Raw genomic sequence first — 11,318 nt, forward strand, 5'->3', positions numbered from 1 at the left:
TTGCCTTATTTAGATACTTGAACTATCATTATGCGTAGGTTTTCACTCTTTAGCATGATTGGCATGCCAGCATCGTTGTAGTTAAACTCAAAGCTATCACTCTCAATAGCCCCCAAAAAATCTAGGATATTTTTTGATTTTACTTTTATATCGTAATTCCCAGCGATTTCTAGATTTGTTTCGGTTTCGGTTTGAGCGATTTCACCTAGTTGGTTTTGAGTTGAAAAGTTTATTATTTCTTTGCTAAAACTGATTTTTATATCCTCGCTTAGTAGTTTTACTGTTTTTATACCATCTATTATTTCATTACGATTTAGCGTGATTTTGTTAGCAAAGTTTGAGTTAATCAGCCTTTCATAATCAGCATATGTGCCGTTAATTAGCTTTGTAAAGAATACAAAATTCTCAGCCCTAGCCATCAAAATCGTCTCATCATAGAAAATTTCTATATTTTGAGTTAGTAGTTTTTGTATCTCTGTTATTGCTCTTTTTGGGATGATGATTTTTATGTTTTTGCCAGCACTTATATTTAGTTCATATACTGCTAGGCGTCTGCCATCTGATGCTACTATGTTCATGCCATTTTCTTTTATATCAAGCAAAGCACCAGTAAACTCATATTTTGGATTATTTGGGTCTATGCAGTATTCTACTTTTTTTAGACTTTGGCTTAGAATTCCTGCGTTTATATCAAATTTATCTTTATTTTCTAAGCTAGGGAAAAATGGAAAATCACTTGCTCTTTGCATTGCTATTTTAAATTGTGAGCGATTTTGCTTTACATGTAAATTATCATTTTCACTACTTAGTGTGATTTCTCCATCTTTTAGATTTTTTATGATATCAAGCAAGTTTTTACCATGCGCTGTGGCTTCTCCGCTTTCTTTTAGCTCTACATCAGTTACTAGGTATTCTAGACCTATTTCATTATCAGTAGCTTTTAGCACCAAGCCTTGTTCATCAATTTTAAAGTAAATATGTGAGTTTACTGCACTTTGATCCTTTTTTTCAGTAAAGGAATTCAAGTTTGAAATGTATTTTTCTAAAACTTGTCTTTTTATTGTAAACTTCATTTTTTGTCCTTTTATTTAGTTTTATTTTTTTGCTGTTATTGTGTCCTGTGAAAATGTGAAAATCTACTTAAAACATCTAGAATTCCTACATTTTAGGCGTGAAAAACTTTTAAATTCTCTTCACATAATTTCACCGTTTTTGTAAGATTTTGTTTTTTATTTCTTCAATTTTAGCTTTAAAAACTGAGTCGTTATTCATAAGCTCATTGATTTTTTTGATATTATGTGAAACAGCACTATGATCTTTTAGCCCAAAGTTCACAGCCAGAGCTGGCATTGAGTTTGGTGTCAAACTCTTTGCTAGATAGATGCAAATGCGCCTTGCTTCTACGATTTTTTTAGTTTTACTTTTTGATTTAATCTCAGAGATTTTCACATTCAAATTACTTGCTACAAGTGCTATTATTTCATCAATACTGCTGCTGTCTTTTTGCACTTTTACTTGATCTTTTATCACAGTTTTAGCAAATTCCAAAGTGATTTTTTGGCTCATTAGCCTAGCAAAAGCATTTAAGCTAAGCAAAGCACCTTCAATCTCACGGATATTATCGCCCATATTTGTAGCTATGTAATCAATCGTTTCATTATCCAAGCTAACACCGTCAAACTCGCATTTTGCCTTTATAATACGGATTTTGGTATCAAGCTCAGGTGGGGTGATATTTGCTATAAGACCGCTTTCAAACCTACTTACAAGGCGTTCTTCAAAGCCTTTTAGAAGTTTTGGTGGATTATCGCTAGTTAGCACGATTTGCGCTTTTTTTTCACGCAGGTCGTTAAAGGTGTGAAAAAACTCTTCTCTAATTTTTTCTGATTTTTCTTGGGCAAGAAATTGCACATCATCGATTAAAAGAATATCGCAGGTGCGGTATTTTTCTTTGAATTTTTGCATGGTTTTGTTTTGCACATTTACCACAAAGTCGTTAAAAAACTGCTCTGATGTCACGCAGATCACATTTTGACCATGATTTAATGCGTAGTTGCCGATGCTATGGAGCAAATGTGTCTTGCCAAGGCCTGTTGAGCCGTAGATAAAAAGCGGATTGTATTTTTTGCCAGGTTCTGTCGCCACCATCTGTGAGACTTGAAAGGCTAACTGATTGCTATGACCTACGATGAAGTTTTCAAAGGTGTAGTTTTCGTAGATTTGGGCGCGGTTTTGCTTATTTTGGGCTAGAAGTACGCTCTTTTTTTGCTCGCCTTGGCTGCTAGCGCAGATGATTTTTATAGCTGGTTTATGTGTTATTAGGCTCTCAAAGGTATTTGCTATCAGGCTAGAAAATTTTGTGCGGATATAATTTGCCACCAAAGCATTTGGTGCGATAAATACGACCTCAGAGCTATTTGAGCGTGATTCATCAAAAATTATTTGCGAAATGTAGTTTTTAGCTTCACTTTTAGATAGCTTTGCTATTACGCTATTTGCGACCTCTAACACAGATTTTTACCCTTTGAAAATATAAAAAATAGCCTTATTCTAACAAAATTTTAAAAAAAAGTCTATTATAATCTAAAAAAAATTAGGAAAATCAATGATAATCTTAGGCATAGACCCTGGCACTAGAAACTGCGGATATGCTCTTTTAGAGCGTGGAAATGGCGGCGTCTCATCCTCAAAAAAGCTACTTGAAGCTGGGCTAATAAAAATCACAAAAGAAAGTCTAGAATATCAAATCACGCAGATGTGCGAGGGAATTGATCTCATCTTTAGCCAGCATAAAATCGATGAGGTCGCAATCGAAGATATATTTTATGCATATAATCCTCAAACCGTGCTAAAACTAGCGCAATTTCGTGGTGCGCTTTTGCTTAAAATCATGCAACTTCACGGAAAATTCACAGCCTACACGCCACTGCAAGTAAAAAAGGCAGTTACTGGCAATGGCAAGGCAGCAAAAGAGCAAGTAAGCTTTATGGTACGGCGTTTTTTGGGAATTCAAAAAGAGATTAAGCCTCTTGATATAACAGATGCTATTGCCATTGCGCTAGCGCATTCTTTTTCTGTGCGTTAGAAAATGAAATTCTAGAATTCCGTCATTGCGAGCAAAGCGAAGCAATCTCATCACAAAGAATTCTAGAATTCTTAGGCTTTTTGGGGGTTAGGGGGTATTTTTTATTTTAAGGAATTCTAGTTTAGGGAATTCTAGAATTCCTCAAAATTCCGTCATTGCGAGCGAAGCGAAGCAATCTCATCACAAAGAATTCTAGAATTCTAAAATAGCCGTCATTGCGAGCGAAGCGAAGCAATCTCATCAAAAAGAATTCTAGAATTCTAGAATTAAGAATTCTAGAATTCCCTACTATGTCATCCCCCAGCTTGACTGGGGGATCTCATTTAAAAATTCCGTCATTGCGAGCGAAGCGAAGCAATCTCATCACAAAGAATTCTTAGAATTTTAGAATTTCACACGGAATTCTAGAATTCTAGAATTAAGAATTCTAGAATTCCCTAGCTTTTTAAGCTAAATATTTTAGCTTATGATTTTTGTTAATAAATTGTTGTGCTTGAGCCGATAGCTATAGCACCTTTATCATTGTTTAAAACAAGACCTTGTACTTCTATTCTTGAGTCAAAATAAGCTTGTACAACATCTGCTTCTAGAACTTCTTTGCAAACACCTCTGTTTTTATTTGTGCTATTTTTAGCAAAGACAATGTAAGCTGGTGCAGTGCCAGTGGCAGGTCTATCTACTAGCTTCATAGCGATACAGTTTTCACCACCAACTTTTAGGATACCATCATTGTCAGCACCACTGGCAGTCGCTGGTCTATCAGCATGTTCTAGAGGCACATTTGTAATTTCATTCCATTTAACAGTAGCACCAAATTCACCTTTTACTGCATAGTAACTAGCAACGTCGTTTAGTAGTGTGCGTAGGTTAGCGACAGTAGTTGCGACTTCAGCGTCAGTTCTTGTAGCAGCAAGGCGAGGGATAGCTACGCTAGCTAGAATTCCTAATATAACGATCACGAAGATCAGCTCTATCATTGTAAAGCCCTTTTTCATGGCTAACTCCTTTAAATGTTAAATGTGGCGCAATCTTACTATCTTAATTATTAAATTTTACTTAAAATAAGCTATTTTTTTGCTTTTGTTAATGTTTTATTAAGTATTTTTTTTGTTAAAGTATTTTTGCTAGGGAATTCTAGAATTTATTCTAGGGAATTCTAAAATTTTACTAGGAATTCTAGAATTCCCTATTATGTCATCCTCGGGCTTGACCCGAGGATCTCTATAGAAATTCTAAATTTATTTATAATGAGATCCCCCGATCAAGTCGGGGGATGACACAATGCTTAGGGAATTTTGAACGGAATTTTAAGCGGAATTTTTGAATGAGATTGCTTCGCTTCGCTCGCAATGACGAATTTGACGGAATTTTAGAATTCTTTTTTAGCTCGCTTTAGTGGGGCAAGCCCCACTGCTCGCAAATTTTATAAGGGCTACGCCCTAAACCCTTAGGGGCTGCCGCCCCTAAAACCCCGCTAAAATCTAGAATTCTCCCTCGCAATGACGGAATTTTGAACGAGATTGCTCCCTCTTTTTTTAAAGCCTCGCAATGACGAGAATTCTAGAATTCCTAAAACTATAAAAAAGCTAAAAATACCCCCTAACCCCCAAAAACTAGAATTCCTAAGCCAAATCTAGAATTCCTAGAATTACATTTTGCCTTCTACTCTGTCTTTTGCTTGGTAGTTGTTGTAAATGCCATTAAACATTGCTTTATCTTTGGCTTTTAGCTTTGGTTTTGGTTTTTGTGGCAAATACGACTTAATGCAGTCGTTGATGCAGTCATTTTGCAAAAAATCAACCTCGCCTCCAAAAGCACAAACAAACAGCGCAAATGACGCTATAATCGCTCTCACGCCTTGCCTCATTTACAAATATATTTTGCGTCTGCGCTAGCTTTTAGGCTTTTGCTTTTTAGTTCTGGGGCTGAGATTTTTGCTGCTGCGCCACCCTCTGCTAGGCTTGTGCGGTAGTAGCTAGCACCATTAAAGTTTAGCTCATTTAAAACGCAAGTTTTGTTAAAATCGCTGCTTAGATTTTGTGCTGCGTTAGTGGCTGCTGCGCTAAGTGCGCTTTTTAGCTCGCTTTGATTTTTTGCCTCAGCTTCAGCGCTAAATGCTGGATTTATCGCAGTTAGATGAAGTTTTACCACGCTTGATTTGATTAGATTTTCTATATCAGCGATTAGTTTGTTGTATTGTTCTAGCTTGTTAGCGCTAAACTTACAAGCTAACTCAGAGCTAAGCGAGAGCGAATTTAGACCATCTTTATTCATTTCATTATAGGTTTGATACGCACCGCCTGTGCAAAGCCCATTTTCTTTAACAAGCGTTAAAATACCGCTAAAATGAGCATTTATCATGCTTTTATCATCATCGCTGATATTTTTGGCATAAAAGCTAGGATAAGAGATGTAAATATCAGGCGTAGCCTCTATACTAGCGCTGATTTGTTCGTTTATCACTAGTTCGCTACTAGAGCTTTGTGAGCTTTGTGAGCCTTTTAGCACATTTACAAACTCGCCAAAAAGCGAGCCAAGCACGAAAACAATAAGGGCTAAAAAGCCACCAAGAATTGTAAATAAGAAATTTTTCATTTTTTCTCCTTTTTTAAAGCAAATTATAAGCTAATTTTGTTTAAAATAACCTTTCTATTTTTAATTTGTGCCTAGGTAGCTCAGCTGGTTTAGAGCGCTGGTCTCATAAGCCGGAGGTCGGGAGTTCAAGTCTCCCCTTAGGCACCATTTCACAAAAATATTCTTTTATCAAAAATTATTCAAACTTACTGAAATGACGAAATAGCAATAATTTTAGGCTTTTTTGTTATTATTTAAAATTATTGTATATTACAATTTATTTTTATGTTATAATTCAAAAAACTTATATTAAGTGCGTATATTAGATTTTTTTAATATCGTATATCATAAGGCAGATTATGGCAAAAGTGATTGAAAGGCTAGACCAAAAGCAATGCGAGCTAGCACAGCCAAGGGATAAAGCTTACCTATTAAACGACGGCGCAGGGCTTTACCTTACTATTCAGCCAAATGGCAAAAAGCTATTTAACCTAGTTTTTGGCTATGGTGGAAAGCGTATTAGCAAAGCCCTAGGTGAGCTGGGAAAAATCACGCTAAAAGAAGCTAGAGAGCTAGCAAAAATCAAAAGGGCTGAAATTGAGAGCATACCAAAAGAAACCACTGCGCATAACCTAAAAATCACTTTTAAAGCAGTGTTTAAAGAGTGGATATCTACCAAAATAGACCACACCGCTACCGATACACTCTCACGCTGGGATTACTACAATAAAGCGTATTTTGTAGACTTTGAGAATAAAAGAATGCGAGATATAAGCACAGGCGATATTATGCGAGCGTTAGACGACTACCTAAAAGAGCAAAAAAAAGAGAGCTTTAAGAAAGCATTAGGCGTGCTAAAAGCAGTATTTAATCACGCAATTTTATATAATTATTGCGAAATCAATCAAGCTAGCAAAATAGCAATTAAACCACTTTTTACCAAGATAAAGACAAAGCACATAAGCTATTTTAGCGAGCTAGCACAGGTAAAAGAGCTAAAAGAAAGAATTCTAGCTAGTAGAGCTACACCGCCCTTAAAAAGGCTAGCAATTTTTCTTTTATATAATGTTACTCGGCCAAGTGAAGCAAGGCTAGCGCAATGGAGCGAGATAGACCTAGAAAAAGGAATTTGGACTATACCAGCGCATAAAATGAAAATGAGAGAGGCTCACACCATACAATTAAGCAGGCAAATAAGGGAAATGTTGGAGCGTGTAAGCGTCCACGCTCACAAAAAGACTGACTATATATTCAAAAGTCTAAAGGGCGGAGTTTTTAGCGAAAATGCGATAAATGCAATGTTAAAAAGGCTAGGATATAGCGGCGATATTTTTACAGCTCACGGCGTAAGGGCTACATTTACCACTATTTTAAACGATAGACAAGACGAACACGGGCTAAGCGATAATATTATTCAAGCGTGCTTAGCTCATAAGATAGGCGATAGCGTCGCACGCTCATACAATCACGCCAATTTTGAAAGGTTAAAAGCTAAGTTATATCAGTTTTGGGCTGATTTGCTAGGTGAGATAGACTAGAATGACAAAAATAAACTAGAATTAAGAAAAAGTTATTAGATTTCTTAGTAAAAAAACATTATAATTCTAGGTAAAATTCATTAAGAATAAAGAATTCGCTATAATTGCGAGTAAAATTAAAAACCAATAGAAAGGGAAAAAAATGTGAGATAATTTAAAAGAGTGCTTAGTAAAGTGCTGGAACACTTCACTAAGCGATTAGCCAAAAAATAAGCATCCTTTTTTGGTATAGTAATTGTATACTAAGTTTAGTCAATATAAACTTAAAAATTGTATTCTTATTACATTTTTTTAAGTTATGTTAAATTACTTCTTATTCTATTCTATACCTAAAATCCTTTTTTTTGGCACAAAGCAAGCAAAATCAATTTAACAAATTAAAACCAAAAACAAAGGATATACAATGAGTAACAAAGAAAATCTAGACCACGCTACACAAACAAGAGAGCCAAAAGAGCTTGATTTTTATGCTGATTTAAACGATTTTTTGACCACTGACGAAGTCGCAAAAATCCTAAAAGTAAGCAATTCTTACCTAGCTAAGCTGAGATTTGACAGCTATAATAAAGACAAAGACGGTAATTTGCGAGCTGATTTTTTACCATTTTTCAAGGCTGGCAAAAGCATACGCTACAAAAAGAGCGATGTGCTAGCGTGGATTGAACGCAATATGGTAAGGGGCTAGCAATGCTAGACTTATACGATAGAAAAAGCGTGCTAGACTGGCTATTTAGCCAAGATATAGAGCAAAGGGCTATTTTCTACTATGAAGTCAAAGACGCTGAAAAAAAAGCCAGTGGCAAAAGCCCTACTTCATTAGCCAACAAGCACGCCAAAAAACTAGCTAGCAAATGCGCTAGCGTGATAGCTAAAAACCAAGAATTAGAAAAAAGAATAAAGGGGTAAAACAATGGAAATCAAGGCAAAAAACGAGCTTACAATAAAAGAGCTAAACAGCATAAAAAACACAATCATAACCGCCACCGCTGAAAGCCGTAGGGATATCCTAAAAGCTTTTGACGATATGGAATTACAAACCGAGCTAAAAGCAAGGGGGGCTTTTTGTAGCGCAAATGCTTTTTATAAAGCCGAAATTGAGAGCCTAAGACAAACAATCAAAGACTTAAAAGCAGACCACGCCGATTTATTAGAGCTTATGAACCTCAACCACAAAGGCTAAAAATGGATATTCTAACCAACATTAAAAATAGCGTATTCGCTGAGATTATAGCACGCTACCGAGCCGAAATAATAGCACGGCGATATTATGAGCTGATAAGCAAAAACAAGGCAAAAGCTGAAAGGCTACACAATGGAATTACAAAGCAATAGCCTAAACTTTATAGGCGGGATTTCTACGATGGTAAAACTAGAAATAAACAAAGAAAAAGAGTTTTTTCAATTCAAAGAGAGTGGCAAATTCTCTACATTTTACGCCTTTACAAAGACAGGCATAAATGCGCTAAATGGTAAGGCTGGCACTGGAAAAAGTCTAGTATTAAATGAAATTATGCTTTATTTGCTACACACACAGCAATTAAAAAGCGTGATTTGGATAGACCTAGATAATAACTACACCACGCTAAAAAAGCGCAATCAAGCGCAATTCATCCAACAGCTAGACAGCTTTTTTGTGCTTACTGATGAGATAATCTTAACACAAAGCCAAAACGAGCTAGCAAACATAAAAGCAGACATTGCCACGCTAGAAAAAAACCACACCGCCGAACAGCTAGAAAGTGGAATAAATGCGCCTTTATACAGCGAGCTAAAAGGCAAAGCCGATAGACTTCAAACGCTCATTTATAAATGCGATTTTTTGGCTTTGTTAGAGTTTGTGCTACTTAGTAGCGATATCGACTTAAAAGACACTGCTATTGTTATAGATAGTCTTAGTGATTTGTTTGACGCTGGGAAAGCTGAGATTATTCAACCGATTTTCTTTAACATTTTACGACCGCTCACAAACAAAGGGGCGTCTATATTCTACCTAAACCACCTAACCAAAGACAATGGCACAGGAAAAAGAAACTATGCAGGCTCTCATAAGTTAGAAGGCAAAACTGACTATTTTACACTGATATCAAAGCCGTTAAAAAACCAAGATTTGCTAAATGTAGAGCCTACAAAGGATAGACACGGGAACGGCGATTATTTTGCGTTTAGCTTTGATTTGACTGCTCCACTGGGTGAACGGCTATTCAAATGCGATTATTTGGATAGCGTGGACGGCTTTACCGACAGCCAAAATGAAGCACTGCGAGCGATTAGAGCAGAGTTAAGCAAAGGCGATAAGACTGCGAGCGAGTTAGAGAGTGTAATAAGTAAGACACAGCTTTACAGGCTCAAAGATACCACCGAGTTTAGCTCGCTCATAGAAACATACAAAAAGGGCGTAAATACCTACTACAAGCTCAAAAGCAAAAAGCTAGACAGCGAGCCTGTCATTTATGAACCGATAGCAAACTAACCACAGCTAAAAGCTCATAAACCTAGAATTCTTATTTATGAATTCTAGGTTATATTTTAAAAGTAGCTTAATAAGACAATTTTTGTCTTATTAAGCTACCCTTTATTTAATATAGTATTCAAAAAAAAAAAAAAAAAAAAAAAAAAAAAAAAAAATAAAGAAACTTGAAACTAAGAAACCGAGCAAAGACGAAAATAACAGCATTTAAGAATAGTTTCATTGTTTGAAACTAGCTGAAACTATTGAAACTAAACAGCCCTAAAAGCACCATAAAAACAGCGTTTGCGAGTAGTTTCATCATTTTTTAAAAATAGTAGTTTCAAAGAGTGAAACTATCTCAAAGCACGATATACACGCAAATAAAAGAAACTTAGTTTCAATAGTTTCATCATAGTTTCATAGAGTGAAACTATCTCAAAGCACCATAAAAACAGCATTAGCTGGAATAGTAGTTTCAAAAGCACAAAAACAGCCCTTAACTCATACCACGCAAAAAGCATTAAAAAAATCGCTCGCTACAATCGCTAAAAGTATAGCAATGCGATACAACATAAGGCAAAAGGGCTGAAAGCGATTAGCGAGCCTGCTAGATAGCTTAAAAGAGATTTTTGCTTTTATGAGAGATTTGCCACAGCATTAAGGGATAAATTGTCGCAAAAGCAAAAAGCGAGCATTTCAGCATTTGCGCCTATATTTGCGACAATATACACAGCATTTGCGAAAACATACATAGCACCTACGCAATCAAGGCGCAATCTAGCATAAGTGGAAAGCTTTTACAAAGGACAAAAGCGAGTATTCAAGCATTTAAGCGTATATTTGGGAAAGAATAAGCAACATTTGGGAAAGCATAGACTAAGAGTAATTTGCCACAGCATTAGCACGCTCCTAGACTAAGAGCAATCTAACATAAGAGTAAGAGAGCGAGCGAGCTTTAACCACTGAAAAAGAATTTTTGCTTTTTTAGTATAAAACCTAAGATTTTTTGCTATAATTCTACAAGCCTTGAAACCATTAAAAAAATTCACAAAATAGCCGTGAGATTTTCACATAGACCACCCCTAAGTGTGAAAATCTCTAAACCTTAAAGCAAAAAAGACAAAATTAACAAAGCCCACAAAGCACGGCTATTTCATCATTTGAAGGACTTTTATAATTTTTTGTATTGAAAATTGTAGTTTTCAATACAAACGACACACAAAATAGCCTGAAATGATGAAATAGTCGCATTTTAAAAAAGATTTTCACACCCTTTTTGAGATTATATCCAAGCCAAAAAGCACGCTAACCTTAAAAAAAATAGCCAAATTTGGCACTTTTTGCGAGTGTATGGCAGTGAAAAAAAAGATTTTCACACCTAGCAAAAATCTCCACCAAGTATAAGCCAAAAACCGATTTTATTTTAGAAATTATGATAAAATTAGCAATAGTAAATAATAGTAAATGGCGGTGGGAATTCGTATTTTAGCGGGTATATTGAAAAAATTAGACGCTTGAAATAATGTTTTTATGGTATTTAGAGGGTATTCAATGCTTAAAACCCCTTAGGCACCATTTCACAAAAATATTCTTTTATCAAAAATTATTCAAACTTACTGAAATGACGAAATAGCAATAATTTTAGGCTTTTTTGTTATTATTTAAAATTATT

The 11,318-nt window shown here is 35.6% G+C and carries 16 protein-coding genes and 1 tRNA gene; 9 read left to right on the plus strand and 8 right to left on the minus strand.

What is annotated here, in order from left to right; all coding sequences use genetic code 11:
• Positions 1 to 5: 5 nt before the first annotated feature.
• Together dnaN and dnaA are read right to left on the minus strand one after the other, a co-directional pair.
• A complete protein-coding gene (gene dnaN / locus PTQ34_RS06260) occupies positions 6 to 1,073 on the minus strand; it encodes a DNA polymerase III subunit beta (protein WP_273932677.1) in 1,068 nt (355 codons plus the stop codon).
• A gap of 130 nt (positions 1,074 to 1,203) precedes the next feature.
• Complete coding sequence (gene dnaA / locus PTQ34_RS06265; protein ID WP_273931050.1) at positions 1,204 to 2,511, minus strand: chromosomal replication initiator protein DnaA; 1,308 nt, start codon at positions 2,509 to 2,511, stop codon at positions 1,204 to 1,206.
• A 94-nt stretch (positions 2,512 to 2,605) separates the two neighbouring features.
• Between dnaA and ruvC the strand changes: the two genes are divergently transcribed.
• Positions 2,606 to 3,085 carry a crossover junction endodeoxyribonuclease RuvC gene (ruvC, locus tag PTQ34_RS06270; RefSeq protein WP_273932679.1) on the plus strand — a complete coding sequence of 160 codons (480 nt, stop codon included), beginning with the start codon at positions 2,606 to 2,608 and terminating at the stop codon, positions 3,083 to 3,085.
• A 121-nt stretch (positions 3,086 to 3,206) separates the two neighbouring features.
• Here the strand turns inward: ruvC and PTQ34_RS06275 are convergent, their stop codons facing one another.
• From PTQ34_RS06275 to PTQ34_RS06290, 4 genes are all read right to left on the minus strand, one after another.
• Positions 3,207 to 3,329, minus strand: coding sequence for a hypothetical protein (locus PTQ34_RS06275; protein WP_273932680.1), 123 nt, complete (start codon positions 3,327 to 3,329; stop codon positions 3,207 to 3,209).
• Between the two features lie 232 nt (positions 3,330 to 3,561).
• Positions 3,562 to 4,080: a type II secretion system protein gene (locus tag PTQ34_RS06280; RefSeq protein ID WP_273932681.1), complete on the minus strand. Its 519-nt coding sequence runs from the start codon at positions 4,078 to 4,080 to the stop codon at positions 3,562 to 3,564.
• A 653-nt stretch (positions 4,081 to 4,733) separates the two neighbouring features.
• Positions 4,734 to 4,940, minus strand: coding sequence for a hypothetical protein (locus tag PTQ34_RS06285; protein WP_273932682.1), 207 nt, complete (start codon positions 4,938 to 4,940; stop codon positions 4,734 to 4,736).
• A gap of 8 nt (positions 4,941 to 4,948) precedes the next feature.
• Positions 4,949 to 5,680, minus strand: coding sequence for a hypothetical protein (locus PTQ34_RS06290; protein WP_273932683.1), 732 nt, complete (start codon positions 5,678 to 5,680; stop codon positions 4,949 to 4,951).
• Positions 5,681 to 5,749: 69 nt separating this feature from the next.
• Here PTQ34_RS06290 and PTQ34_RS06295 point away from each other — a divergent pair.
• The 8 genes from PTQ34_RS06295 (at position 5,750) to PTQ34_RS06330 (ending at position 10,235) form a co-directional block, all read left to right on the plus strand.
• A tRNA-Met gene (locus tag PTQ34_RS06295) sits at positions 5,750 to 5,827 on the plus strand.
• Between the two features lie 191 nt (positions 5,828 to 6,018).
• Positions 6,019 to 7,197 carry a tyrosine-type recombinase/integrase gene (locus PTQ34_RS06300; protein WP_273932684.1) on the plus strand — a complete coding sequence of 393 codons (1,179 nt, stop codon included), beginning with the start codon at positions 6,019 to 6,021 and terminating at the stop codon, positions 7,195 to 7,197.
• A gap of 403 nt (positions 7,198 to 7,600) precedes the next feature.
• Positions 7,601 to 7,882: a helix-turn-helix domain-containing protein gene (locus tag PTQ34_RS06305; protein ID WP_273932685.1), complete on the plus strand. Its 282-nt coding sequence runs from the start codon at positions 7,601 to 7,603 to the stop codon at positions 7,880 to 7,882.
• 2 nt (positions 7,883 to 7,884) lie between these two features.
• Positions 7,885 to 8,103 (plus strand): hypothetical protein, encoded by a 219-nt coding sequence (locus PTQ34_RS06310; protein ID WP_273932687.1) that lies wholly within the window; start codon positions 7,885 to 7,887, stop codon positions 8,101 to 8,103.
• Between the two features lie 4 nt (positions 8,104 to 8,107).
• Positions 8,108 to 8,377, plus strand: coding sequence for a hypothetical protein (locus PTQ34_RS06315; protein WP_273932688.1), 270 nt, complete (start codon positions 8,108 to 8,110; stop codon positions 8,375 to 8,377).
• 2 nt (positions 8,378 to 8,379) lie between these two features.
• Positions 8,380 to 8,529 carry a hypothetical protein gene (locus tag PTQ34_RS06320; protein WP_273932689.1) on the plus strand — a complete coding sequence of 50 codons (150 nt, stop codon included), beginning with the start codon at positions 8,380 to 8,382 and terminating at the stop codon, positions 8,527 to 8,529.
• The gene (locus PTQ34_RS06325) at positions 8,510 to 9,667 is read left to right on the plus strand and encodes a hypothetical protein (protein WP_273932690.1); all 1,158 of its coding nucleotides are present in this window, start codon (positions 8,510 to 8,512) and stop codon (positions 9,665 to 9,667) included. Before PTQ34_RS06320 ends, PTQ34_RS06325 begins: the two co-directional genes overlap by 20 nt.
• Positions 9,668 to 10,070: 403 nt before the next feature.
• Positions 10,071 to 10,235: a hypothetical protein gene (locus tag PTQ34_RS06330; protein WP_273932691.1), complete on the plus strand. Its 165-nt coding sequence runs from the start codon at positions 10,071 to 10,073 to the stop codon at positions 10,233 to 10,235.
• A 536-nt stretch (positions 10,236 to 10,771) separates the two neighbouring features.
• Here PTQ34_RS06330 and PTQ34_RS06335 read toward each other — a convergent pair.
• Together PTQ34_RS06335 and PTQ34_RS06340 are read right to left on the minus strand one after the other, a co-directional pair.
• Positions 10,772 to 10,915 (minus strand): hypothetical protein, encoded by a 144-nt coding sequence (locus PTQ34_RS06335; RefSeq protein WP_273932692.1) that lies wholly within the window; start codon positions 10,913 to 10,915, stop codon positions 10,772 to 10,774.
• Positions 10,912 to 11,055: a hypothetical protein gene (locus tag PTQ34_RS06340; RefSeq protein WP_273932693.1), complete on the minus strand. Its 144-nt coding sequence runs from the start codon at positions 11,053 to 11,055 to the stop codon at positions 10,912 to 10,914. The genes PTQ34_RS06335 and PTQ34_RS06340 overlap by 4 nt, the downstream gene beginning before the upstream one ends.
• Between the last annotated feature and the right edge of the window lie 263 nt (positions 11,056 to 11,318).

The sequence above is a fragment of the Campylobacter magnus genome, assembly GCF_028649595.1.
In the GTDB taxonomy this organism is placed as follows: Bacteria; Campylobacterota; Campylobacteria; order Campylobacterales; family Campylobacteraceae; genus Campylobacter; species Campylobacter magnus.

Bases quoted from the DNA above. Each gene is read 5' to 3' on its own strand.
- dnaN (WP_273932677.1), bottom strand. From the start codon at position 1,073: ATGAAGTTTACAATAAAAAGACAAGTTTTAGAAAAATACATTTCAAAC.
- ruvC (WP_273932679.1), top strand. From the start codon at position 2,606: ATGATAATCTTAGGCATAGACCCTGGCACTAGAAACTGCGGATATGCT.
- PTQ34_RS06280 (WP_273932681.1), bottom strand. From the start codon at position 4,080: ATGAAAAAGGGCTTTACAATGATAGAGCTGATCTTCGTGATCGTTATA.
- PTQ34_RS06290 (WP_273932683.1), bottom strand. From the start codon at position 5,680: ATGAAAAATTTCTTATTTACAATTCTTGGTGGCTTTTTAGCCCTTATT.
- PTQ34_RS06300 (WP_273932684.1), top strand. From the start codon at position 6,019: ATGGCAAAAGTGATTGAAAGGCTAGACCAAAAGCAATGCGAGCTAGCA.
- PTQ34_RS06305 (WP_273932685.1), top strand. From the start codon at position 7,601: ATGAGTAACAAAGAAAATCTAGACCACGCTACACAAACAAGAGAGCCA.
- PTQ34_RS06310 (WP_273932687.1), top strand. From the start codon at position 7,885: ATGCTAGACTTATACGATAGAAAAAGCGTGCTAGACTGGCTATTTAGC.
- PTQ34_RS06315 (WP_273932688.1), top strand. From the start codon at position 8,108: ATGGAAATCAAGGCAAAAAACGAGCTTACAATAAAAGAGCTAAACAGC.
- PTQ34_RS06320 (WP_273932689.1), top strand. From the start codon at position 8,380: ATGGATATTCTAACCAACATTAAAAATAGCGTATTCGCTGAGATTATA.
- PTQ34_RS06325 (WP_273932690.1), top strand. From the start codon at position 8,510: ATGGAATTACAAAGCAATAGCCTAAACTTTATAGGCGGGATTTCTACG.